21 protein-coding genes are annotated in these 24080 nt (G+C 71.1%); 12 read left to right on the top strand and 9 right to left on the bottom strand.

Features of this window, described 5'->3' with window-relative positions; all coding sequences use genetic code 11:
* Nucleotides 1-66 precede the first annotated feature (66 nt).
* The 5 genes from OIE75_RS09005 to OIE75_RS08985 all read left to right on the top strand — a co-directional run bounded on the left by OIE75_RS09005 (nucleotide 67) and on the right by OIE75_RS08985 (nucleotide 6796).
* Nucleotides 67-1338, top strand: coding sequence for an ABC transporter substrate-binding protein (locus OIE75_RS09005; RefSeq protein WP_329470265.1), 1272 nt, complete (start codon nucleotides 67-69; stop codon nucleotides 1336-1338).
* Nucleotides 1339-1528: 190 nt separating this feature from the next.
* Nucleotides 1529-3211, top strand: coding sequence for a glycoside hydrolase family 13 protein (locus tag OIE75_RS09000; protein ID WP_329470263.1), 1683 nt, complete (start codon nucleotides 1529-1531; stop codon nucleotides 3209-3211).
* Nucleotides 3212-3246: 35 nt separating this feature from the next.
* Nucleotides 3247-4575, top strand: coding sequence for an ABC transporter substrate-binding protein (locus OIE75_RS08995; RefSeq protein WP_307011192.1), 1329 nt, complete (start codon nucleotides 3247-3249; stop codon nucleotides 4573-4575).
* A gap of 6 nt (nucleotides 4576-4581) precedes the next feature.
* A complete protein-coding gene (locus tag OIE75_RS08990; RefSeq protein WP_307011191.1) occupies nucleotides 4582-5946 on the top strand; it encodes an ABC transporter permease subunit in 1365 nt (454 codons plus the stop codon).
* A gap of 10 nt (nucleotides 5947-5956) precedes the next feature.
* Entirely contained in the window at nucleotides 5957-6796 is an 840-nt protein-coding gene (locus OIE75_RS08985; RefSeq protein WP_125492569.1) for a carbohydrate ABC transporter permease, read from the top strand.
* 117 nt (nucleotides 6797-6913) lie between these two features.
* Here the strand turns inward: OIE75_RS08985 and pgl are convergent, their stop codons facing one another.
* From pgl to tkt, 5 genes are read right to left on the bottom strand one after another with little or no spacing between them, the layout of a single operon-like run.
* Nucleotides 6914-7699: a 6-phosphogluconolactonase gene (gene pgl / locus OIE75_RS08980; RefSeq protein WP_161332845.1), complete on the bottom strand. Its 786-nt coding sequence runs from the start codon at nucleotides 7697-7699 to the stop codon at nucleotides 6914-6916.
* Nucleotides 7696-8751, bottom strand: a complete 1056-nt coding sequence (opcA, locus tag OIE75_RS08975; RefSeq protein WP_329470261.1) for a glucose-6-phosphate dehydrogenase assembly protein OpcA — start codon at nucleotides 8749-8751, stop codon at nucleotides 7696-7698. The genes pgl and opcA overlap by 4 nt, the downstream gene beginning before the upstream one ends.
* Nucleotides 8748-10271, bottom strand: coding sequence for a glucose-6-phosphate dehydrogenase (zwf, locus tag OIE75_RS08970; RefSeq protein ID WP_307011186.1), 1524 nt, complete (start codon nucleotides 10269-10271; stop codon nucleotides 8748-8750). The genes opcA and zwf overlap by 4 nt, the downstream gene beginning before the upstream one ends.
* 3 nt (nucleotides 10272-10274) lie before the next feature.
* Nucleotides 10275-11393 carry a transaldolase gene (tal, locus tag OIE75_RS08965; RefSeq protein WP_307011185.1) on the bottom strand — a complete coding sequence of 373 codons (1119 nt, stop codon included), beginning with the start codon at nucleotides 11391-11393 and terminating at the stop codon, nucleotides 10275-10277.
* A gap of 34 nt (nucleotides 11394-11427) precedes the next feature.
* Nucleotides 11428-13515, bottom strand: a complete 2088-nt coding sequence (gene tkt, locus OIE75_RS08960; protein WP_329470259.1) for a transketolase — start codon at nucleotides 13513-13515, stop codon at nucleotides 11428-11430.
* 361 nt (nucleotides 13516-13876) lie between these two features.
* Here tkt and OIE75_RS08955 point away from each other — a divergent pair, with 361 nt between their 5' ends.
* The 3 genes from OIE75_RS08955 to OIE75_RS08945 all read left to right on the top strand — a co-directional run bounded on the left by OIE75_RS08955 (nucleotide 13877) and on the right by OIE75_RS08945 (nucleotide 16522).
* A complete protein-coding gene (locus OIE75_RS08955; protein WP_373462942.1) occupies nucleotides 13877-14845 on the top strand; it encodes a heme o synthase in 969 nt (322 codons plus the stop codon).
* A gap of 96 nt (nucleotides 14846-14941) precedes the next feature.
* Nucleotides 14942-15301, top strand: coding sequence for a hypothetical protein (locus OIE75_RS08950; RefSeq protein WP_307011181.1), 360 nt, complete (start codon nucleotides 14942-14944; stop codon nucleotides 15299-15301).
* 84 nt (nucleotides 15302-15385) lie between these two features.
* A complete protein-coding gene (locus tag OIE75_RS08945) occupies nucleotides 15386-16522 on the top strand; it encodes an amidohydrolase family protein (protein ID WP_307011179.1) in 1137 nt (378 codons plus the stop codon).
* On the opposite strand, the gene OIE75_RS08940 is transcribed toward OIE75_RS08945, so the two are convergent.
* The 4 genes from OIE75_RS08940 to OIE75_RS08925 all read right to left on the bottom strand — a co-directional run bounded on the left by OIE75_RS08940 (nucleotide 16509) and on the right by OIE75_RS08925 (nucleotide 20177).
* Nucleotides 16509-17519, bottom strand: coding sequence for a COX15/CtaA family protein (locus tag OIE75_RS08940; protein WP_329470257.1), 1011 nt, complete (start codon nucleotides 17517-17519; stop codon nucleotides 16509-16511). The genes OIE75_RS08945 and OIE75_RS08940 overlap by 14 nt on opposite strands.
* 54 nt (nucleotides 17520-17573) lie before the next feature.
* Complete coding sequence (locus OIE75_RS08935; protein WP_329470256.1) at nucleotides 17574-18377, bottom strand: ABC transporter permease; 804 nt, start codon at nucleotides 18375-18377, stop codon at nucleotides 17574-17576.
* Nucleotides 18374-19297, bottom strand: coding sequence for an ABC transporter ATP-binding protein (locus OIE75_RS08930; protein WP_329470255.1), 924 nt, complete (start codon nucleotides 19295-19297; stop codon nucleotides 18374-18376). The genes OIE75_RS08935 and OIE75_RS08930 overlap by 4 nt, the downstream gene beginning before the upstream one ends.
* A 91-nt stretch (nucleotides 19298-19388) precedes the next feature.
* Nucleotides 19389-20177, bottom strand: coding sequence for an aminoglycoside N(3)-acetyltransferase (locus tag OIE75_RS08925; protein ID WP_329470254.1), 789 nt, complete (start codon nucleotides 20175-20177; stop codon nucleotides 19389-19391).
* 160 nt (nucleotides 20178-20337) lie between these two features.
* Here OIE75_RS08925 and OIE75_RS08920 point away from each other — a divergent pair, with 160 nt between their 5' ends.
* From OIE75_RS08920 to OIE75_RS08905, 4 genes are read left to right on the top strand one after another with little or no spacing between them, the layout of a single operon-like run.
* Nucleotides 20338-21096: a helix-turn-helix transcriptional regulator gene (locus OIE75_RS08920; RefSeq protein ID WP_329470252.1), complete on the top strand. Its 759-nt coding sequence runs from the start codon at nucleotides 20338-20340 to the stop codon at nucleotides 21094-21096.
* Nucleotides 21093-22514 (top strand): Fe-S cluster assembly protein SufB, encoded by a 1422-nt coding sequence (gene sufB, locus OIE75_RS08915; protein ID WP_003976894.1) that lies wholly within the window; start codon nucleotides 21093-21095, stop codon nucleotides 22512-22514. Before OIE75_RS08920 ends, sufB begins: the two co-directional genes overlap by 4 nt.
* A gap of 60 nt (nucleotides 22515-22574) precedes the next feature.
* Nucleotides 22575-23759 (top strand): Fe-S cluster assembly protein SufD, encoded by a 1185-nt coding sequence (sufD, locus tag OIE75_RS08910; RefSeq protein WP_307011169.1) that lies wholly within the window; start codon nucleotides 22575-22577, stop codon nucleotides 23757-23759.
* The gene (locus OIE75_RS08905) at nucleotides 23756-24073 is read left to right on the top strand and encodes a non-heme iron oxygenase ferredoxin subunit (RefSeq protein WP_003976896.1); all 318 of its coding nucleotides are present in this window, start codon (nucleotides 23756-23758) and stop codon (nucleotides 24071-24073) included. The genes sufD and OIE75_RS08905 overlap by 4 nt, the downstream gene beginning before the upstream one ends.
* Nucleotides 24074-24080: the final 7 nt, after the last annotated feature.

Here is a 24080-nt window from a genome sequence, read left to right as displayed (position 1 = left end):
ATCGCGCATACCTAACAGGTATACATGGCCCCTGACCGGTGTACGAGGGTGTACAGGGAGGAACCTATGCGGTGGATCCACGCCGCCGGTAGGGGCCTTCTCGTCCTGGTGGTGCTCCTGACCGGCTACGTCGCCTCGGGCGCCCGCGCCGACGTGGGTGCCGGGAGCGGGCGCGGACCGCTCACGCTGGCCACCGCCGGTGACCTCACCGGTTACCTCGGCCCGCTGCTGGAGGGCTGGAACCGCGACCATCCCGACGAGAAGGTCACCCTCGTCGAACTGCCCGACTCCGCCGACGAGACCCGCGCGCAGATGGCCACCGACCTGCGCGACGGCGACCGGCACCGCTTCGACGTCCTCAACATCGACGTCAACTGGACCTCCGAGTTCGCCGCCGCGGGCTGGATACGCCCGCTGCCCCGCGACCGCTTCCCGCTCGGCACCTTCCTGCCGCCGGTCGTCGACACCGCGACCTACGACGGGCGGCTGTACGCCGTCCCGTACGTCACCAACGCCGGCCTCCTCCTCTACCGCAAGGACGTCCTCGCGGCGGAGGGCGTCCCGCCGCCGCGCACCTGGGCCGAGCTGGAGCGGTACGCCGGGACCCTCGCCCCGAAGCACGGGCTCGACGGCTACGCGGGGCAGTTCCTGCCCTACGAGGGCCTCACCGTCAACGCGGCCGAGGCCGTGTACTCGGCCGGCGGCAGCATCCTCGGCGACGAGGGCGAACGCGTCACCGTGGACTCGGCGGCGGCCCGCGAGGGCATCGGGTTCCTGGCCCGCGGGGTGCGCGAGGGCTGGATACCCAGGGACGCGCTGACCTACAAGGAGGAGGAGTCCAAGCAGGCCTTCCAGGACGGCCGCCTGCTCTTCCTGCGCAACTGGCCCTACGCCTACGTGGGCGCCTCCGCCGAGGACTCGAAGATCGCCGGAAAGGTCGGCGCGGTGCCGCTGCCCGGCCCCGACGGGCCCGGCGCGAGCGTCCTGGGCGGCTCCAACCTCGCCGTCGGCACCCACGCCCGGCACCCCGACTCGGCCGCGCGCCTCATCGCGTACCTGACCAGCGAGCGCGTTCAGCGCCAGGTCCTCACGCGCGGCGCGCTGCCGCCCGTACGGGCCGACCTCTACGAGGACCCCCGGCTCGTCGAGGCGTTCCCGTATCTGCCGACCCTGCGCGAGAGCGTGCTCGCCGCCGCCCCGCGCCCCAAGAGCCCGCGCTACGACCAGGTCAGCCTGGCCGTGCAGGCGGTCGTGCACGACGCGATGACCGGGCGGCAGGCGCCCGAGGCGGCGGTGCGCCGGCTGGCGCGCGAACTGGCCGCGATCTCCCACCGCTGAGCTTCGCCGAGCTTCCTAGTTACGTGTTAGGTAACGCTGACGTCTCATCTGGGCTCTTCGCGTGCCATTAAGTCCGGATATGCCCACCCAACCGGCCAGTAGCTTCTGTTTCCTTCGTTGACACCCTCGCGACACCGCTACCTAACATGCATGCACAACGGCAGCGGCTCTCGACAGACGGGTCCATGAGGTGAACAGGCACCACTGGTGGCGTGACGCGGTGATCTACCAGGTCTACGTCCGCAGCTTTCTCGACAGCACCGGCGACGGGGTCGGCGATCTCGCCGGGGTCCGGGCCGGACTGCCGTATCTGCGCAAGCTCGGCGTGGACGGGATCTGGCTGAGCCCCTTCTATCCGTCGCCGCAGCACGACCACGGCTACGACGTCGCCGACTACCGCGGGGTCGACCCGCTCTTCGGCGACCTCGACGAGTTCGACGCGCTGGTCGCCGCGGCCCGGCGCCTCGGCGTCCGGGTGCTGCTGGACATCGTCCCCAACCACTGCTCCAGCGAGCACCCGTGGTTCCGCGAGGCCCTCGCCGCCGAGCCCGGCAGCCCGGCCCGCGCCCGCTTCCACTTCGCCGACGGCCGCGGCCCGGACGGCGACGAGCCGCCCAACAACTGGCACGCCATGTTCGGCGGCCCGGCCTGGACCCGCGTGACGGAGCCCGACGGCCGGCCCGGCCAGTGGTACCTGCACATGTTCACGCCCGAGCAGCCGGACTGGAACTGGCGCACCCCCGAGGTCGCCGCCGAGTTCGACCGGATACTCCGCTTCTGGCTGGACCGCGGGGTCGACGGCTTCCGCATCGACGTCGCCGCCGGCCTCTACAAGCACCCGGACCTGCCGGACTCCCCGGACCCGGAGGCCGACGCCCGCACCCGCGACTCGGTCAACCCGCTCGCCTGGAACCAGCCCGAGGTGCACGACGTGTGGCGCCAGTGGCGCGCGGTGTGCGAGGAGTACGCCGACCGCGACGGCCGCGAACGCCTCCTGGTCGGCGAGGTGTCCGTCCCGTCGGCCCGCGAACACGCGCGCTACGTCCGCCCCGACGAACTCCACCAGGCCTTCTTCTTCGACCTGCTCGGCGCCCCCTGGGACCCCGACGCGTTCCGCAAGGTCATCTCCGAGGCCATGCAGGACATCGCCGGGACCGGCTCCACGGTCACCTGGGTCCTCAACAACCACGACCAGGTCCGCACCGTCACCCGCTACGGCGAACCCGCCACCGACGGCAGCGGACGAGGGCCTGGTACGAAGACCCCGCCCGCCGGGCAGACGGCGGGGTCTCCGCACCAGGCCCTCGGCACCGCCCGCGCCCGCGCCGCCGCCCTGCTGATGCTGGCGCTGCCCGGGGCCGCGTACATCTACCAGGGCGAGGAACTGGGCCTGCCCGAGGTCGTCGACCTGCCCGACGACGTGCTCACCGACCCGATCTTCCGCCGTACCGGCAGCCGGGCCCGGGTCCGCGACGGCTGCCGGGTGCCGCTGCCCTGGTCGGGACAGGCGTCCCCGTTCGGCTTCACCTCGGGCGACGGGAGCGCCAAGCCCTGGCTGCCGCAGCCGGAGTACTTCGCCGAGTACGCCACCGACCGCGCCCTCGCCGACACCCGCTCCTTCTGGCACCTCTACCGCGACGGCCTCCAGCTCCGGGGCGACCTGCCCCAGCTGGGGGAGGGCACCCTGCGCTGGCTGGACACCCCGCCCGGCGTCCTCGCGTTCGTCCGCGGCGACGGACTGGTCTGCGCCGTCAACTTCGGCACCGCCCCGACGCCCGCGCCGGTCTCCGGCACCCCGCTGCTGAGCAGCGGCCCCTGCCCGGCCGGCTCCCTGCCCGGCTCCACCGCCGCCTGGTGGATCGCCGACCTCTGACCTCGCTCCGCCCACCCTTCGAAGGGACATCAACGATGATGCGACGACGTTCCACCCTGCTCACCGGCTGCACCGCCCTCGTACTCGCCCTCGGCGCGACCGCCTGCGGCGGCGGCGGACCCGTCTCGGCCGGCGGCGGCGACAAGGCGCTCAGCGGCCAGTCCGTCACCGTCGCCGGGGTCTGGTCCGGCACCGAACAGGAGAACTTCCAGAAGGTGCTGGACGCCTTCACCGAGAAGACCGGCGCCAAGACCTCGTTCGTCTCCACCGGCGACAACGTCTCCACCGTCGTCGGCAGCAAGATCGAGGGCGGCAACGCCCCCGACGTCGTGATGGTCCCGCAGGTCGGCGTGCTCCAGCAGTTCGCCGCGAAGGGCTGGCTGAAGCCGCTGTCCAAGACGGCCCAGCAGTCCGTGGACAGCAACTTCGCGAACGTCTGGAAGTCGTACGGCAGCGTCGACGGCACCCTCTACGGCCTCTACTTCAAGGCCGCCCACAAGTCGACCGTCTGGTACAGCCCCGACGCCCTCGCCCAGGCCGGGGTCGAGCCGCCGAAGACCTACGACGAGATGCTGAAGGCCGGGCAGACCGTCTCCGACTCCGGGCTCGCCGCCTTCTCGGTCGCCGGGCAGGACGGCTGGACGCTGACCGACTGGTTCGAGAACGTCTACCTCTCCCAGGCGGGACCGGAGAAGTACGACGCCCTGGCCGCCCACGAACTGAAGTGGACCGACGCCAGCGTGGTCGAGGCGCTCACCACCCTCGGTAAGCTCTTCAAGGACAAGCAGCTCATCCAGGGCGGCCAGAAGGGCGCCCTGAACACCGACTTCCCGGGCTCCGTGGAGAAGGTCTTCGGCCCGAAGCCCGAGGCCGGCATGGTCTACGAGGGCGACTTCGTCGCCGGGGTGGCCAAGGACCAGTTCGGCAAGGAGATCGGCAAGGACGCCGACTTCTTCCCGTTCCCCGCGGTCGCCGGCGGTGAGGCGCCGGTGGTCAGCGGCGGTGACGCGGCCGTCGTCCTCAAGGACGGCAAGAACTCCAAGGCCGGAACGGCGCTCCTGGAGTACCTCGCGACGCCGGAGGCCGCGGCCGTGTGGGCCGAGGCGGGCGGCTTCCTCTCCCCGAACAAGAAGCTCGACCTCGCCTCCTACGGCGACGACGTCAGCAGGGCCACCGCCAAGTCCCTGGTGGGAGCCGGGGACTCGGTCCGCTTCGACATGTCCGACCAGGCACCGGCGGCCTTCGGCGGCACCAAGGGCACGGGCGAGTGGAAGATCCTCCAGGACTTCCTGCGCGACCCGTCCGACCCGAAGGCGACCGCCGCGCAGCTGGAGGCCGCGGCGGCCAAGGCCTACAAGGGCTGACCGGTCATGACCTCGACCCTGGTGAAAGAGGCGAGCCCGCCCACCGCCCCCGGACCGGCGCCGCTGCGGCGCCCCCGGCGGCGCCGGGCGGCCGTCGCCCTGCTCTTCGTCCTCCCCGCGCTGCTCCTGCTCGGCGCGCTCGTCGTCTACCCCGTGCTGTTCTCCGTCGGCCGCAGCTTCTTCGACGCCTCGGGGACGCGCTTCGTGGGCGGCGAGAACTACACCGAGATGTTCCGCGACCCGGCCACCCTCAAGGCCATCCGCAACACGGCGATCTGGGTCGTGATCGCACCCACGCTGCTGACCGGCCTCGGCCTGATCCTCGCCGTCCTGGTCGAGAAGGTCCGCTGGGCCACCGCCTTCAAGCTGCTGCTCTTCATGCCGATGGCGGTCTCCTTCCTCGCCGCCGGCATCATCTTCCGGCTCGCCTACGACCACGACCCGGACAAGGGCGTCCTCAACGCCGCCGTGACCGGCGTCCACGACGCCTTCGCCGACACCGCCTCCTACCCGACCGCGCGGGCGCGCGAGGGACAGGACGGCGGCCTGGTCAAGGCGGCGGACGGCGCGTACCGGACGAGTGCCGGCGTGTCCCCCGGAGACACCGTGGCGCTCGGACTGGTCGGGGTGGGGCCCGACGACCTGCCGTCCGGCACGGAGCCGGCGTACGGCGCGGCCGGGCGCGAGGCGGCGTCCGGTGAGGTGAGCGGTGTCGTCTACCTGGACTTCACGCCCGGCGGGGGAGGGGAGCAGGGCAGGGTGGACCGGCGCGAGAGCGGGCTGCCCGGAATGACGGTCGAGGCCGTGCGCGACGGACGTACGGTCGCCACCGCCACCACCGCGTCCGACGGCTCCTTCCGCTTCGAGTCGCTGGCCGACGGCTCGTACACCGTCGAGCTGCCCGCCTCGAACTTCGCCCCGCCCTACGAGGGCGTCTCCTGGCTCGGGCCCGCGCTGGTCACGCCCGCGATCATCGGGGCGTACCTGTGGATCTGGACCGGGTTCGCGATGGTGCTGATCGGCGCCGGCCTGTCCTCGCTGCCGCGCGACGCGCTGGAGGCGGCGCGGATGGACGGCGCGAACGAGTGGCAGATCTTCCGGCGGATCACCGTGCCGCTGCTGGCGCCGGTGCTCACGGTCGTCTTCATCACCCTCGTCATCAACGTGATGAAGGTCTTCGACCTCGTCTACATCATCGCGCCCGGGCCGGTGCAGGAGGACGCGACGGTGCTCGCGACGCAGATGTGGCTGGTGTCGTTCGGCGGCGGCAACAACCAGGGGCTCGGCAGCGCGCTGGGCGTACTGCTCCTGCTGCTCGTCGTCCCGGCCATGGTCTTCAACGTCCGCCGCTTCAAGAGGAGTCAGCGATGAGGAGTCAGCGATGAACGCCGTCCGGCGGTATCTGGGCAACGGAGTCGTCCAGGCCTTCCTCGTGCTCGTCGGTCTCGTGTGGATGACGCCGCTGGCCGGGCTCTTCCTCTCCTCTCTCCGGTCGGCCGAGGAGACGGCTGAGGGCGGCTGGTGGACGGCGCTGGCCAGTCCCGGGCAGCTGTCCCTCGACAACTACTCGGCGCTGCTGGGCAACTCGGGCATCACCCAGGCCTTCTGGAACACGGTGCTGATCTCCGTGCCGACGACGGTGCTCGTCGTGGTCGTCGGGGCGCTCGCCGGGTACGCCTTCGCGTGGCTGGACTTCCCGGGGCGCGAGGCGATCTTCCTGATCGTCGTGGCGCTGCTGGTGGTGCCCGTGCAGATCGGGCTGCTGCCGGTCGCCAAGCTCTTCGGGCAGCTGGGGCTGTTCGGGACCATCCCGGGTGTGGTGCTGTTCCACGTGGCGTACGGGCTGCCGTTCGCGGTGTTCCTGCTGCGGAACTACTTCGCCGAGATGCCCAAGGAGATGCTGGAGGCCGCCCGCATGGACGGCGGCACCGAGTGGCGGATCTTCATCCGTCTGGTGCTGCCGGTGGGGCGGCCGGCCATCGCCAGCCTCGCCATCTTCCAGTTCCTGTGGGTGTGGAACGACATGCTGGTGGCGCTGCTGTTCGCGGACAGCTCGGCGCAGCCGCTGACCGTGGAACTCCAGTCGCAGATCCGGCAGTTCGGGAGCAACATCGACGTGCTGGCGCCGGGGGCCTTCCTGTCGCTCGTCGTGCCGGTGGTCGTGTTCTTCGCCTTCCAGCGGCACTTCGTGCAGGGGGTCATGGCGGGGTCGGTGAAGTGAGGGCGGGGTGGTGACCCGCTCGGGCGGAGACCAGCCCACCGAGGGCGACCAGGCGACGCCCCCGACCGTGCGAGCGAGGGCGCTCACGGTCGGGGGCGTCGGACGGTGCCCGGCCGGCTAGGCGGACGCCGGCGGGTACAGCGACCTCGGCAACTGCGACGCCGCCGCCGAGTCCAGCAGCCACAGGGTGCGGGCGCGGCCCTTCGCGCCGGCCGCCGGGGCCTGGATCTCGCCCGCGCCCGACAGGGCCATCGCGACCGCGTTCGCCTTGTCCTCGCCCGCCGCGAGCAGCCACACCTCGCGGGCCGCGCGGATCGCGGGCAGGGTGAGCGAGACGCGGGTGGGCGGCGGCTTGGGGGAGCCGTGGACGCCGATCACGGTGCGCTCCGTCTCCCGCACGCCCGGGTGCTCCGGGAACAGGGAGGCGACGTGCGTGTCCGGGCCGACGCCCAGCAGCAGGACGTCGAAGGACGGCACCGCGGCGTGGTTCTCGGGGACGGACGCCTCGGCCAGCTCCCGCGCGTACGCCGCCGCAGCGGCCTCCGCGTCGGCGCCGTGCGGGCCGTCGGACGCCGGCATCGCGTGCACCCGCTTCGGGTCCAGCGGCACCGAGTCCAGCAGCGCCTGGCGTGCCTGGGTGACATTGCGCTCCGGGTCGCCCTCGGGCAGGAAGCGCTCGTCGCCCCACCACAGGTCGAGACGGCTCCAGTCGATCGCGTCCCGGGCCGGGGACCCGGCGAGCGCCGCGAGCAGGCCGTTGCCGTTGCGCCCGCCGGTGAGGACCACGGACGCGCTGCCCCGGGAGGCCTGCGCGTCCACGATCTTCGTGATCAGCCGGGCCGCGGCGGCCTCGGCCATCAGCTCCTTGTCGCGGTGCACGACCAGCTGAGGGGTCTCGCTCACTTCGCCGCCGCCTTCCTCACCGGTGTCTTCTCCTGCGCCGCGTCCTGCGCGCGGGCCTTCGCGACCGTTTCGACGGGAGCGGCGACCGCGACGGCGCCCTCCTGGCCGTCGGAGCCTCCTTTGGCCGGGGAGTTCAGCCGCTCCACCCCGTAGCGCAGCGCCGAGGCGTAGGTGTCGTCCGGGTCGAGGCGGCGCAGCTCCTCCGCGATCAGCTCGGCCGTGTCGCGGCGCTTGAGCGCCACCGCGCGGGACGGCTGCCCCTGGATCGACAGGTTCGCGAGCGACCCGTCGGCCCGGTCCAGGACGACCGGACCGCAGTCGGTGTCCATCCGGACCGCCGTCAGACCCGGGCCGCTCGACGCGGAACGCTTCACCGGGACGTCCAGCCGGTCCGCCAGCCACATCGCCAGCAGCTCGCAGCTCGGGTTGAACTCCTCGCCCTCCACCTCGACCGCCTGCACCTGGCAGTCGACCTGGTCCAGGGCCGCCGCCAGCATCGAGCGCCACGGCGTGATGCGGGTCCACGACAGATCGGTGTCGCCCGGCGCGTAGGCGTCGGCGCGGGCCGTCAGCTCCCGGACCGGCTCCTCGCAGGCGTAGGTGTCGGTGACCCGGCGCTGGGCGAGGGCGCCGAGCGGGTCCCGGGCCGGGTCCAGCGGCGCGTTCACCGGCCACCACACCACGACCGGCGCGTCCGGCAGCAGCAGCGGCAGGACCACCGACTGGGCGTGGTCGACGACGTCGCCGTACAGCCGCAGCACGATCGTCTCGCCGGTGCCCGCGTCGGCGCCGAGGCGCACCTCGGCGTCCAGCCGGGACCTGGTGCGGTCCCGGGGTGAGCGCGAGACGCGCCTGATGACGACGAGCGTGCGCGAGGGGTGCTCGTGCGCGGCGTCGCTCGCGGCCTTCAGCGCGTCGTAGGCGTTCTCCTCGTCGGTGACGATGACCAGCGTCAGCACCATGCCGATGGCCGGAGTGCCGATGGCCCGGCGGCCGAGGACCAACGCCTTGTTGATCTTGCTGGCCGTGGTGTCCGTGAGGTCCGTCTTCATGGGCGGCGCCAGCTCCGTCCGTCTCGCTCCAGCATGTCGTCGGCCTCGACGGGGCCCCAGGTGCCGGCCGGGTACTGGGCCGGGGTGCCGTGCTGGTCCCAGTACACCTCGATCGGGTCGAGGATCTTCCAGGACAGCTCGACCTCCTCCGTGCGCGGGAAGAGGTTCGCGTCGCCGAGCAGCACGTCCAGGATGAGGCGCTCGTACGCCTCGGGGCTGGACTCCGTGAAGGACTCGCCGTACGCGAAGTCCATGGACACGTCCCGGATCTCCATCGACGTGCCCGGCACCTTGGAGCCGAACCGGACCGTGACGCCCTCGTCGGGCTGGACGCGGATGACGATCGCGTTCGAGCCCAGTTCCTCGGTGGCCGTCGTGTCGAAGGGGGAGTGCGGGGCGCGCTGGAAGACGACCGCGATCTCGGTGACGCGGCGGCCCAGGCGCTTGCCGGTGCGCAGGTAGAAGGGGACGCCCGCCCAGCGGCGGTTGTCGATGCCGACCTTGATCGCGGCGTAGGTGTCGGTCTTCGACTTGGGGTCGATGCCCTCTTCCTCCAGGTAGCCGACGGCCTTCGCGCCGCCCTGCCACCCGGCCGCGTACTGGGCGTGCACGGTGTCCCGGCCCAGGTCCTTCGGGAGCCGGACCGCGCCGAGCACCTTGGTCTTCTCGGCGGCCAGCGCGTCCGCGTCGAAGGAGGCGGGCTCCTCCATGGCGGTCAGCGCGAGCAGCTGGAGGAGGTGGTTCTGGATGACGTCACGGGCGGCGCCGATGCCGTCGTAGTAGCCGGCCCGGCCGCCGATGCCGATGTCCTCGGCCATCGTGATCTGCACGTGGTCCACGTACGACCGGTTCCAGATCGGCTCGAACATCGTGTTGGCGAACCGCAGCGCCAGGATGTTCTGGACGGTCTCCTTGCCCAGGTAGTGGTCGATGCGGAAGACCTGGTCGGAGCCGAAGACCTCGTGGACGATCGCGTTCAGTTCCTCGGCCGACTTCAGGTCGTGGCCGAAGGGCTTCTCGATCACCGCGCGGCGCCAGGAGCCGCTCGACTGGTCGGCCAGCCCGTGCTTCTTCAGCTGCTGGATGACGACCGGGAAGGACTTCGGCGGCACCGAGAGGTAGAAGGCGAAGTTGCCGCCCGTCCCCTGGGCCTTGTCCAGCTCTTCGATGGTGCCGCGCAGCCGCTCGAAGGCCTCGTCGTCGTCGAAGGTGCCCTGGACGAAGCGCATCCCCTGGATGAGCTGCTGCCAGACCTCCTCGCGGAACGGCGTGCGCGAGTGTTCCTTGACGGCGTCGTGCACGACCTGGGCGAAGTCCTCGTGTTCCCAGTCGCGGCGGGCGAATCCGACGAGCGAGAAGCCCGGCGGCAGCAGACCCCGGTTGGCGAGGTCGTACACGGCGGGCATGAGCTTCTTGCGGGAGAGGTCGCCGGTGACGCCGAAGATGACCAGACCCGACGGCCCCGCGATACGCGGGAGCCGTCGGTCTGCGGGGTCACGCAGCGGGTTGCTGCTTGACAATTCTCAGCCCTTCGAGGGAGCGAGGCGCTTGAGCTCCGCCTCCGTGGACTTGAGCAGGTCGTTCCAGGACGCCTCGAACTTCTCGACGCCCTCGTCCTCCAGGAGCTGGACCACCTCGTCGTAGGAGATCCCGAGCTTCTCGACCGCGTCGAGGTCGGCACGGGCCTGCTCGTAGGTGCCGGTGACGGTGTCGCCGGTGATCTCGCCGTGGTCCTCGGTGGCCAGCAGGGTGGCCTCCGGCATGGTGTTGACCGTGTTCGGCGCGACCAGGTCGGTGACGTACATGGTGTCGCTGTACGCCTTGTCCTTCACGCCGGTCGACGCCCACAGCGGGCGCTGCTTGTTGGCGCCGGCCTTCTCCAGGGCCGCCCAGCGGTCGGTGGAGAAGAGCTCCTCGTACGCCTGGTAGGCGAGGCGGGCGTTGGCGATGGCGGCCTTGCCGCGCGCGGCCTTGGCCTCGTCGGTGCCGAGCGCGTCGATCCGCTTGTCGATCTCGGTGTCGACGCGCGACACGAAGAAGGACGCCACGGAGTGGATCTGCGAGAGGTCCAGGCCGCGCTCCTTGGCCTTCTCCAGGCCGGTCTGGAAGGCGTCCATCACCTTGCGGTAGCGCTCCAGCGAGAAGATCAGCGTGACGTTGACGCTGATGCCCAGACCGATGGTCTCGGCGATGGCCGGCAGGCCCGCCTCGGTGGCCGGGATCTTGATGAAGGTGTTGGGCCGGTCCACCAGCCAGGCCAGCTGCTTGGCCTCGGCCACCGTCGCGTGCGTGTTGTGCGCCAGGCGCGGGTCCACCTCGATGGAGACCCGGCCGTCCTTGCCGCCGGTGGAGTCGAAGACGGGGCGCAGGATGTCGGCGGCGTCGCGGACGTCCGCCGTGGTGATCATGCGGATGGCCTCTTCGACCGTGACCCCGCGCACGGCGAGGTCGGCGAGCTGCTGGTCGTAGCCGTCGCCCTGCGAGATCGCCTTCTGGAAGATCGACGGGTTGGTGGTGACGCCCACGACGTGCTGCTGGTCGATCAGCTCGGCGAGGTTGCCGGACGTGATCCGCTTGCGGGACAGGTCGTCCAGCCAGATCGCCACGCCTTCATCGGAGAGGCGCTTGAGTGCGTCTGTCATGGAAAATGCATCTCCTACGTGTCGTATACGGGCGTCAGCGCCGAGCCGCGGCGAGGGATTCCCGCGCGGCGTCGGCCACGTTCTCGGCGGTGAAACCGAACTCCTTGAAGAGCACCTTGCCGTCGGCCGAGGCACCGAAGTGCTCCAGCGAGACGATGTGGCCGGCGTCTCCCACGTACTTGTGCCACGTCAGGCCGATACCGGCCTCGACCGCGACACGGGCACGCACGGACGGGGGCAGGACGCTGTCCCGGTACCCCTGGTCCTGCTGCTCGAACCACTCGACGGACGGCATCGACACCACGCGCGTGGGCACACCGTCGGCCTGGAGCCGCTCGCGCGCCTCGACGGCGACGTGCACCTCGGAGCCGGTGGCGATGAGCACGACCTCGGCGTCGCCTCCGTCGGCCTCGAACAGCACGTAGCCGCCCTTGGCCGCGTCGTCGTTGGGCTCGTACGTCGGCACGCCCTGGCGGGTCAGCGCCAGACCGTGCGGCTGGCCCTTGCCGAACTCCTTCGTCCAGCGGCGCAGGATCTCGCGCCAGGCGATCGCCGTCTCGTTGGCGTCCGCCGGACGGACCACGTTCAGACCGGGGATGGCGCGCAGCGAGGCCAGGTGCTCGACCGGCTGGTGGGTCGGGCCGTCCTCGCCGAGACCGATGGAGTCGTGCGTCCACACGTACGTCACCGGCAGGTGCATCAGCGCCGACAGACGGACGGCGTTGCGCATGTAGTCGGAGAAGACCAGGAACGTTCCGCCGTAGATGCGGGTGTTGCCGTGCAGCGCGATGCCGTTCATCTCCGCGGCCATCGCGTGCTCGCGGATGCCGAAGTGGATGGTGCGGCCGTACGGGTCCGCCTCGGGCAGCGGGTTGCCCGCCGGGAGGAAGGAGGACGTCTTGTCGATCGTCGTGTTGTTCGAGCCGGCCAGGTCGGCCGAGCCGCCCCACAGCTCGGGCACGAACGCGCCGAGCGCCTGGAGCACCTTGCCGGACGCGGCGCGGGTGGCGACGCCCTTGCCCGTCTCGAAGACCGGGATCTTCTCCTCCCAGCCCTTGGGCAGCTCACCCTTGGCGACACGCTCGTACTCGGCGGCGCGGTCGGGGTTGTTGTCCCGCCACTGCTGGAAGGCCTTCTCCCACACGGCACGGGCCGCCTGGCCGCGCTCCAGGGCGCCGCGGGTGTGCTCGATGACCTCGTCGGAGACCTCGAAGGACTTCTCCGGGTCGAAGCCCAGGACGCGCTTGGTGGCCGCGACCTCGTCGTCGCCGAGCGCCGAGCCGTGCGCCGCCTCGGTGTTCTGCGCGTTCGGGGCGGGCCAGGCGATGATCGAGCGCATGGCGATGAAGGACGGCCGGTCGGTGACCTTCTTCGCCGCCTCGATGGCGTCGTAGAGCGCGTTCGGGTCCAGGTCCCCGTCCGGCTTCGGGGCGACGCGCTGCACGTGCCAGCCGTACGCCTCGTAGCGCTTGCAGGTGTCCTCGGAGACGGCGGTCTCCGTGTCACCCTCGATGGAGATGTGGTTGTCGTCCCACAGCAGGACCAGGTTGCCGAGCTGCTGGTGGCCCGCGAGCGAGGACGCCTCGGCGGAGATGCCCTCCTGGAGGCAGCCGTCACCGGCGATGCAGTAGATGAAGTGGTCGAACGGGGAGGTGCCCTCGGCGGCCTCCGGGTCGAACAGGCCGCGCTCGTAGCGCGCGGCCATCGCCATGCCCACCGCGTTGGCGACACCCTGGCCCAGCGGGCCGGTCGTCGTCTCCACGCCCGTGGTGTGGCCGTACTCCGGGTGCCCGGGGGTCTTGGAGCCCCAGGTGCGGAAGGACTCCAGGTCCGCCAGCTCCAGACCGAAGCCGGCCAGGTACAGCTGGGTGTAGAGGGTCAGGGACGAGTGGCCGGCGGACAGCACGAAGCGGTCGCGTCCGACCCAGTTCGCGTCGGCGGGGTCGTGCCGCATCACCTTCTGGAAGAGGGTGTAGGCGGCGGGCGCCAGGCTCATCGCCGTACCCGGATGGCCGTTGCCAACCTTCTGTACGGCATCGGCGGCCAGGACGCGGGCGGTGTCCACGGCCCGCTGGTCCAGTTCGGTCCACTCGAGGTCTGTGGTGGTCGGCTTGGTGCTCACCCTGAGTCAGGGCTCCTCTCCACATGTCGGATGCCGGTGCACGTGGGCGCCCACCGGCTGCCGGCGCGTCCGTGAGATCGGCCGGCCGCTGTCGAGCCTACCCCCGTAAGTACGTGCGTTTTTCCGCTGGAATCCAGACTGCCGGGACTCTTCTCGATCCGCCTGTCGACTGGGCGAAACCGCATTCGGCATGTGAATACGGCGCCGCTCATCTGACTGCTCAATCGACTCTCCGAACGCACGTCGGAGCACCCCTTCCAACACGACCCCACCCCCGCGAAGGCCGAGGTATGGGCAACGTCTAAAGTGGCGTGGTACGCGCGAGCCTTTACCGCCACTTCACACGGTCGGGCTTGCTGGGATGTCTCTGTCAGGGGTGTGCGTGACGGCCGTTGAATCCCGTCCTGCGGGGGTAATCGGGACGAGCCAGAGCCCGAGTCACCGGCCGTTCGGGGCCCGTGTCAAGGCGTTCGTGGCGCTGACCAAGCCGCGGATCATCGAGCTTCTGCTGATCACCACGGTTCCGGTGATGTTCCTCGCCGAACAGGGTGTTCCGGATCTGGGGCTGGTGCTGCTGACCTGCGTCGGCGGTTACCTCTCGGCCGGCGGCGCGAACGCGCTGAACATGTACATCGACCGCGACATCGACGCGTTGATGGACCGCACCTCGCAGCGCCCCCTGGTGACCGGCATGGTCAGCCCGGTGGAATGCCTCGTCTTCGGCATCACCCTGGCCGTCGTCTCCACCCTGCTGTTCGGTCTCACCGTCAACTGGCTGTCGGCCTGGCTCTCCCTCGGCGCGCTCCTCTTCTACGTGGTCGTCTACACGATGATCCTCAAGCGCCGCACCTCGCAGAACATCGTCTGGGGCGGCATCGCCGGCTGTCTCCCGGTGCTCATCGGCTGGTCGGCCGTGACCAACTCGATGTCCTGGGCGCCGATCATCCTCTTCGGGGTGATGTTCTTCTGGACGCCGCCGCACTACTGGCCGCTGTCCATGAAGGTCAAGGAGGACTACGCGCGCGTGGGCGTGCCGATGCTCCCGGTCATCGCCTCCAACAAGGTGGTCGCACGGCAGATCGTCATCTACAGCTGGGTGATGGTCGTGGTGTCGCTGCTGCTGACCCCGCTGGGCTACACCGGCTGGTTCTACACGGCCGTCGCCCTGCTGGCGGGCGGCATGTGGCTGTGGGAGGCGCACGGGCTGCAGAACCGTGCCAAGGCCGAGGTCACGGGCGGCAAGCTCAAGGAGATGCGGCTCTTCCACTGGTCCATCACCTACGTGTCGGTGCTGTTCCTCGCGATCGCGGTGGACCCCTTCCTGCGCTGATGCCCCCGGGGGCCGTGTCCGACGGGCGGGGTGCGTGGCCAAGGCCACGCACCCCGCCCGTCGCCGTTCGATCTACCCGTCGGTAGCATCCTGGTCATGGCAGACACGCAGCAGGTGGACACGCAGCAGGGGGACACGAAGGCCGACCGGCGCGCCGAGCGCCGGGTGGCGCGCCTCGCCCGGTCGATCGACTCCTTCTCCAAGGCGCACGGCGGCGCCGAGGCCCAGGTGGCCTACCTCGGTGAGCGCGGCGCCCGGATCGTCCTCGTGGGCGAGGACGGCGCCTGGGGAGACCTGGTCGCGCGCTCCCACGAGACGGCCCGGCAGGCCGTGGAGAAGTCCGGACTCACCGTCCACGAGGACTTCGACGGCGAGTTCGCCGCGAAGGTGACGACGGGCCGCTACGAGTGGTCGCGCATGGCCGGCATCCAGGTCGGCGGCCCGAGCAACACCTGAGACCGGGTTCACCCGTTAGGACCGTAGGAAGCCGTACGGCGCACGAGCCGCGACGGCCCGCGGTCCCGTCACGGGGGAGTCCGGATGATCGAAACGCCGTCCCTGGTGGACCAGTACTGCCACGGCGTCCTGAGAACGGAGCTGGGCCTCGGCACCTTCGAGGCCCAGCTGGCCCGCACCGAGGGTCCGCCCGCGCCGGGCACCACCCTCTTCGACACCCAGACCGGCTTCGCGGTACGCCGCTGGTGCCCGCCCCTGCTCGGCCTGGAACCGCACTGCCCGCCCGCCCGCTACCTGGCCCGGCGCCGGGAGCTGGGCGTCATGGAGGCCGACCGCAGGCTGCTGCGCGGCAGCGGCATCACGACGTACCTGGTGGACGCGGGGCTGCCCGGCGACCTGACGGGACCGGGGGAGATGGCCTCCGCGGCGGACGCCGACACCCACGAGATCGTGCGCCTCGAACTGCTGGCCGAACAGGTCGCCGACACCTCCGGCACCGTCGAGTCCTTCCTCGCCAACCTCGCCGAGGCGGTGCACGGGGCCGCCGCGGGCGCGGTCGCCTTCACCTCGGTCGCGGGCGTACGGCACGGACTCGCGCTCGCTCCCGAACCGCCCGGCCCCGGCGAGGTGCGCGGGGCCGCCGGGCGCTGGCTGAGCGGGCGCGAGGTGGGCGGGGAACTGAGCGACCCGGTGCTGCTGCGGCACCTGCTGTGGATCGCCGTCGCCTCCGGACTGCCGCTCCAGTTGCACGCGGGCCTCGGCGAGCCGGGCCTGCGCATCGACCGCACCGACCCGGTCCTGCTCACGGACTTCGTCCGGGCCACCGCGGGTCTCGGCACCGACCTGGTCCTCCTGCACGGCTACCCGTACCACCGCCACGCCGCCCACCTGGCGGGCGTCTTCCCGCACGTCTACGCCGACTCCGGCGCCGCGCTGGTGCGCACCGGCGCGCGCGCCGCGACGGTCCTCGCCGAGATCCTGGAGCTGGCCCCCTTCGGCAAGATCCTGTTCTCCAGCGGCGCCCAGGGCCTGCCCGAGCTGCACGTGGTGGCCGCCCGCCTGTTCCGCGAGGCCCTCGGCCGGGTGCTGGGCACCTGGGTGGCCGAGGGGGCGTGGTGCCTGGGGGACGCGCAGCGGGTGGCCGCCATGATCGCGTCGGGGAACGCGGGCCGGGTCTACGGACTGGAGGCGGCCCCGCCGAGCCCCGTCAGGCCCGGGTGAGCGTCGCCTCCGCCGCGGGACCCGGCACCCCGGCCTCCGTCCCGCCGGCGCGCTCGCGCACCGCCAGCAGCACCCGCAGCACCGCGATCCACACCAGGCACGAGCCGAGCATGTGCAGCCCGACCAGGACCTCGGGCAGGTCGGTGAAGTACTGGACGTAGCCGATGACGCCCTGGGCGAGCAGCACCAGGAAGAGGTCACGGGTACGGGCCAGCGGCCACTTGGGGGCGTCGACCGCCTTCAGCACGAACCACAGGGCGAACGTCAGCGTCACCACGATCCACGCCAGGACGGCGTGCACCTTGCTCACCGTCTCCCAGTCGACCGGCATCCGCGCGACCTCGCTGGAGTCGCCCGCGTGCGGACCGGCGCCGGTGACGACCGTGCCGACCGCGATCAGCAGCACGGAGACGACGGTCAGCACCCACACCATCTGCTGGACGGGCTTGCCGACCAGGGGCCGCGGTGCCGCGTCGCCCTCCCGGGTGCGCTGCCACATCACGGTGGCGACCGCGATCAGCGCGCTCGACAGCAGGAAGTGCGCGGCGACCGTGTACGGGTTGAGACCGACCAGGACGACGATGCCGCCGAGGATCGCGTTGCCCATCACGATCCAGAACTGCACCCAGCCCAGCCGGGTCAGCGAGCGCCTGAACGGCTTCTGCGACCGCGCGGCGATGATCGCCCAGCCGACCGCCGCGCACAGCACGTAGGCCAGCATGCGGTTGCCGAACTCGATGACGCCGTGGACGCCCATCTCGCTGGTGTTGGTCAGCGAGTCCTCGGTGCACTTCGGCCAGGTCGGGCAGCCGAGGCCCGAGCCGGTCAGGCGCACCGCGCCGCCGGTGACCACGATGACCACCGACATGACGAGGGCGACGAGAGCCGCCCGCCGGACGGTCCGGGGATCCGGGGTCCAGCGTGCGGCGATGAAGGCGAGCGGGTTGCGCACGGCTGCTACGGCGTCGGCGCGGGTCACGTTTGGCACGCCGTCCATCGTAGGGGTCCGCTTGTGCACGCTTTCACGAGGGTCGGTCCCGGGCATGCGGCCCTACTCCCAGCGGAAGAACTTCCCGGCGGCCGCGAGTGACGCGACCGCCCACACGGCGAGGACCGCCAGGTTCCCCCACGGCATCCCGGCACCGTGCTGGAGCACGTCGCGCAGCCCGTCCGAGAGGGCGGAGATGGGCAGCAGCCCCAGCACGTCCTGCGCGGCGTCCGGGAACCTGTCCAGCGGCACGATCACCCCGCCGCCCACGAGCAGCAGCAGGAAGACCAGGTTGGCGGCGGCCAGCGTGGCCTCCGCCTTCAGCGTGCCCGCCATGAGCAGCCCGAGCCCGGAGAAGGCGGCCGTGCCGGCGACCAGGAGCAGCAGCACGGCCACCGGGCTGCCGTGCGGCGACCAGCCCAGCGCGAAGGCGATCACCGTCAGCAGGACGATCTGGAGCACCTCGGTGACCAGCACCGACACCGTCTTCGCGGCCATCAGGGCCCAGCGGGGCAGCGGCGAAGCGGCCAGCCGCTTCAGCACCCCGTACCGGCGCTCGAAGCCGGTGGCGATGGCCTGTCCGGTGAACGCCGTGGACATGACGGCGAGGGCGAGCACGCCGGGGGCGAGGAAGTCGACGGCCTCCTCGGTGCCGGTGTCGACGATGTCCACGGTGCTGAACAGGACGAGCAGCAGCGTCGGGATGATCACCGTCAGCAGGAGCTGCTCGCCGTTGCGCAGCAGCATCCTCGTCTCCAGCGCCGCCTGCGCCGCGATCATCCGTCCGAGGGGCGCGGCACCGGGCCTCGGTGCGTACGTACCGGTCGTGGTCACCCGCGCGACTCCTTGCCCGTGAGCTCCAGTCATGAGCGCAACTCCTTGCCCGTGAGCTCCAGAAAGACGTCCTCCAGGGTGTGCCGCTCCACCGAGATGCGGTCCGGCATCACCCCGTGCTGGGCGCACCAGGAGGTCACCGTCGCGAGCAGCTGCGGGTCGACCTTGCCGACGACGCGGTAGGAGCCCGGAGTCAGCTCCGCCGCCGCCGAGTCCGGGGGCAGCGCCTTGAGGAGGGAGGCCACGTCCAGTCCCGGCCGGCCGGTGAACCGCAGAGTGTTCTCGGCGCCGCCGCGGCACAGGTCCTCGGGCGAGCCCTGGGCGATGACCCGGCCCGCGTCGATGATGGCGACGTCGTCGGCCAGCTGCTCGGCCTCGTCCATGTGGTGGGTGGTGAGGATGACGGAGACGCCGTCGCCGCGCAGGTCCCGCACGAGGTCCCAGGTGGCGCGGCGGGCCTGGGGGTCCAGGCCGGCCGTCGGCTCGTCCAGGAACACCAGCTCCGGACGTCCGACCACCGCCATCGCCAGGGCGAGCCGCTGCTGCTGCCCGCCGGAGAGCCTGCGGTACGTGGTCCGGCCGCACGACCCCAGGCCGAGCCGCTCGATCAGCGCGTCGACGTCCAGCGGGTGGGCGTGCAGTCTCGCGACGTGGCGCAGCATCTCGTCGGCCCGGGCGCCGGAGTAGACGCCGCCGGACTGGAGCATCACCCCGATCCGGGGCCGCAGCTCGGCGCCCTGCCCCACCGGGTCGAGGCCCAGGACGCGCACCGTCCCGGAGTCCGGTCTGCGGTATCCCTCACAGGTCTCGACGGTCGTCGACTTGCCCGCTCCGTTGGGGCCGAGTACGGCGGTGACTCCCGCCCCGGCCTCCAGGTCCAGGCCGTCCACCGCGGTCTTCGTGCCGTACCGCTTCACCAGGGCCTGCACCTGGACCACGGGCTCGCTTCGCATGGGTCACGAGTCTAGGTAGGCGGCGCGGCCCCCGGGCGCGGGGGTGCGGGATCTCCCCCGCACGGGGCGGGAGCGGCGCGTTAGTGGGCCGTCAGTCGCGGGGGCGGTGCACGGGCAGCCACCGTTCGGCGTAGGCGACCGCGTCCGGCAGGGGGAACAGGCGTGCGGTGGCCGCGCCGATGGTGCCGCGGGCGACCGGCCGGTCGCGTTCGAAGTCGTGGCCGAGTTCGTCGAAGCGGTCCGACGTGATCGACACCTCGGTCACCCGTTCCCAGCCCACCGGCCCCGGGCGCCCCACCTCCACCAAAGGGGAGGGGATCCGGTATTCGGCGAGGTGGAAGGCGGTGCACGCCTCGTAGCCCGCGCCGAGCAGCAGGACGCGGGCGCCGAGCCGTTCCAGCGTGGCCAGCGGGCTGCGCTCGCCGAGCCGGCAGTCGGTCGCGTGGCCCTCGACCACCTCGGCGGCGCGTGCCCCGAGGGCCGCGAACGAGGTCTGCGGATGCGCGCTGCGCAGGGCGCCGGGCCAGGTGCGGACCGTCTCGGGGACCACCCCGACGCCGCGCGAGGGCGTGATCAGCGGGTCGTACGCGGGCGTCGCGGTGCGCACGGTGTCCCACCACTCCTCGGGCACCGGAGGGCTGGTCCACAGGGCCGGGTCCGACAGATCGCCCGTCTGCGTCGGGACCACCAGCGTGCCGACCGGACCGAGGGCGTCGAGCAGTCCCTGGACCACCGCGACCGGCCCTCCGCAGACCCAGCCGAGTGAGCTGAGGGAGGTGTGCGCGAGGAGGGTGTCACCGGTCCGCACACCCAGCTCGCGCAGACCCGCCGCGATGGTGCCGCGGGTGACGAGTGGGCCGGTCGGAGGGGGTGTGGGCATGCCGGGGAGTGTCCCGCAGGTCCGCTCGGAACGCCACTGAATTGATCGATCAAAGATCGTTTCCGCAGGTCAGATTAGGTATGCCTAAGTGACGCAGGGCACCGTAGGAAGATCCGGACGCGGCTTGCCCGCCTCCGAGGAATTACGCAACAATGGCGTTGTGAAAAACGTTGGCGAGGCTCCGCAGGAGGAACTCGCGACCGGTGAGCGGTCCACCCGCAACCGTGTCGCGCGCTCCATCCTGGACCACGGGCCGTCGACGGTCGCCGAACTCGCCGGGCGCCTGGGCCTCACCCAGGCGGCGGTCCGGCGCCACCTCGACGCCCTGGTCGCCGACGACGTGGTCGAGGCGCGCCAGCAGCGGGTCTACGGCACGCGCACGCGCGGGCGCCCCGCCAAGGTCTTCGCGCTCACCGACTGCGGCCGCGACGCCTTCGACCAGTCGTACGACAAGCTGGCCGTGGACGCCCTGCGCTGGATCGCCGAGCGGGAGGGCGGGGAGCAGGCGATCGCCGCCTTCGCCCGGGCCCGGATCGCCGCCCAGGGCGGCGCCTACCGCGAGGCGGTCGAGTCCGCCCCGCCCGAGGAGCGCACCGAAGCCCTGGCCAAGGCCCTGAGCGCGGACGGGTACGCTGCTACGGCGCGGAGCGCACCCCATCCGCAGCAGGGCGAGCAGCTGTGCCAGCACCACTGCCCGGTCGCCCACGTCGCAGAGCAGTTTCCGCAGCTGTGCGAGGCGGAGACGGAATTTTTCGCCGAGCTGCTCGGTACGCATGTACAGCGGCTCGCGACCATCGCGCACGGCGACGGGGTCTGCACCACGTTCATTCCGAAGACCTCGCACGCGCCGCCCGCGGCGCACACGTCCAAGAACACCGCTAACGCATCCGCAAGCACGGCCGGGAGGAACCCCGCATGACTCTCCCCACGGAGACTGCCCACCCCGAGCTCGAGGGCCTGGGCAAGTACGAATACGGCTGGGCCGACTCCGACACGGCCGGCGCCTCTGCCAAGCGCGGCATCAACGAGGACGTCGTCCGCGACATCTCCGCGAAGAAGAACGAGCCGGAGTGGATGACCAAGCTCCGCCTCAAGGGCCTGCGCCTCTTCGAGAAGAAGCCCATGCCCAACTGGGGCTCGGACCTGTCGGGCATCGACTTCGACAACATCAAGTACTTCGTGCGCTCCACGGAGAAGCAGGCGGAGTCCTGGGAGGACCTGCCCGAGGACATCAAGAACACCTACGACAAGCTCGGCATCCCCGAGGCGGAGAAGCAGCGCCTCGTCGCCGGTGTCGCCGCGCAGTACGAGTCGGAGGTCGTCTACCACCAGATCCGCGAGGACCTGGAGGAGCAGGGCGTCATCTTCCTCGACACCGACACGGCCCTGAAGGAGCACCCGGAGCTCTTCAAGGAGTACTTCGGGACCGTCATCCCCGTCGGCGACAACAAGTTCGCCTCGCTGAACAGCGCGGTGTGGTCCGGCGGCTCCTTCATCTACGTGCCGAAGGGCGTGCACGTCGAGATCCCGCTCCAGGCCTACTTCCGTATCAACACGGAGAACATGGGCCAGTTCGAGCGGACCCTGATCATCGTCGACGAGGGTGCCTACGTGCACTACGTCGAGGGCTGCACGGCGCCGATCTACAAGAGCGACTCGCTGCACTCCGCCGTGGTCGAGATCATCGTCAAGAAGAACGCCCGCTGCCGCTACACGACCATCCAGAACTGGTCGAACAACGTCTACAACCTGGTCACCAAGCGCGCCGTGGCGTACGAGGGCGCGACCATGGAGTGGATCGACGGCAACATCGGCTCCAAGGTGACGATGAAGTACCCGGCCGTCTACCTGATGGGCGAGCACGCCAAGGGCGAGACCCTGTCCATCGCCTTCGCGGGCGAGGGCCAGCACCAGGACGCCGGCTCCAAGATGGTTCACATGGCGCCGAACACGTCGTCCAACATCGTCTCGAAGTCCGTGGCGCGCGGCGGCGGCCGTACCTCCTACCGCGGTCTCGTCGAGATCGGCGAGGGCGCGCACGGCTCCAAGTCGAACGTGCTGTGCGACGCGCTGCTCGTCGACACCATCTCCCGCTCCGACACGTACCCCTACGTGGACGTCCGCGAGGACGACGTGTCCATGGGCCACGAGGCGACCGTCTCCAAGGTCTCCGAGGACCAGCTCTTCTACCTGATGAGCCGCGGTCTGAGCGAGTTCGAGGCGATGGCGATGATCGTGCGCGGTTTCGTCGAGCCGATCGCGAAGGAGCTGCCCATGGAGTACGCCCTCGAACTCAACCGGCTGATCGAGCTGCAGATGGAAGGCGCGGTCGGCTGAGGCCCGTCCTTCGCAGCACTCCCCGATTTCTTGACGCAGGAAGAGAGCAGACCGACAGCCATGGCTGAGGCTCAGAACATCCCCGTGGGGTCCACCACCGCGGGCCAGATCGCGGTGGCCGCCGAGTCGACCGTCGCCACGCGCATGAGCGCGCCCGCGTCCTTCGACGTGGCGGACTTCGCGGTCCCCCACGGCCGCGAGGAGGAGTGGCGGTTCACGCCGCTGGAGCGGCTGCGCGGGCTGCACGACGGCACCGCGGTCGCCACCGGCGACGGAGTGAAGGTCGACGTCGACGCGCCCGAGGGCGTGGTCGTCGAGACCGTCGGCCGCGACGACGCGCGCATCGGCCGGGCCGGCACCCCGGTGGACCGGGTCGCCGCCCAGGCGTACTCGGCGTTCGAGAAGGCCGGCGTGATCACCGTCCCCAAGGAGACGGTCCTCACCGAGCCGATCCGCATCGCCGTGCACGGCGAGGGCGGCACCGCCTACGCCCACCAGGTCGTCGAGCTGGGCGCCTTCGCCGAGGCCGTGGTCGTCATCGACCACACCGGTGACGCGGTGCTCGCCGCCAACGTCGACTACGTCCTGGGCGACGGTGCCAAGCTGACCGTCGTCTCCGTCCAGGACTGGGACGACAAGGCCGTGCACGTCGGTCAGCACAACGCGCTGATCGGCCGGGACGCCGGCTTCAAGTCCTTCGTCGTCACCTTCGGCGGCGACCTGGTCCGGCTGCACCCGCGCGTCGCCTACGCGGGACCCGGCGGCGAGGCCGAGCTGTTCGGCCTGTACTTCACCGACGCCGGCCAGCACCAGGAGCACCGCCTCCTGGTCGACCACAACGTGCCGCACTGCAAGTCCAACGTCGTCTACAAGGGCGCGCTCCAGGGCGACGACGCGCACGCTGTCTGGATCGGCGACGTGCTGATCGAGGCCGCGGCCGAGGGCACCGACACCTACGAGATGAACCGCAACCTCGTCCTCACGGACGGCGCGCGGGTCGACTCGGTGCCCAACCTGGAGATCGAGACCGGCGAGATCGTCGGCGCCGGCCACGCCTCCGCCACCGGCCGCTTCGACGACGAGCAGCTCTTCTACCTGATGGCGCGCGGCATCCCCGAGATCGACGCCCGCCGCCTGGTGGTCCGCGGCTTCTTCGCCGAACTGGTCCAGCAGATCGGTGTCCCGGACATCGAGGAGCGCCTGATCGCCAAGATCGAGGAAGAGCTGGAGGCGTCGGTCGCATGACCTTCGTACGCGTCTGTGGAGCGGACGAGCTGGAGGAGGACACCCCCAAGAGGGTGGAACTCGACGGCACGCCGATCTCCGTCGTGCGGACCGAGGGCGAGCTGTTCGCGATCCACGACATCTGCTCGCACGCGAACGTGTCGCTGGCCGAGGGCGAGGTCGACGACTGCCACATCGAGTGCTGGCTGCACGGCTCGCGCTTCGACCTCCGTTCCGGCAAGCCCGACAGTCTTCCGGCGACGCGCCCCGTCCCCGTTTACCCCGTAAAGATCGAAGGGGACGACGTGCTCGTCTCCCTCACCCAGGAGTCCTGAGGCACCC

It is taken from the genome of Streptomyces sp. NBC_01723, assembly GCF_036246005.1.
Lineage (GTDB): Bacteria > Actinomycetota > Actinomycetes > Streptomycetales > Streptomycetaceae > Streptomyces.
This window is presented reverse-complemented; position numbering and strand designations above follow the sequence as displayed.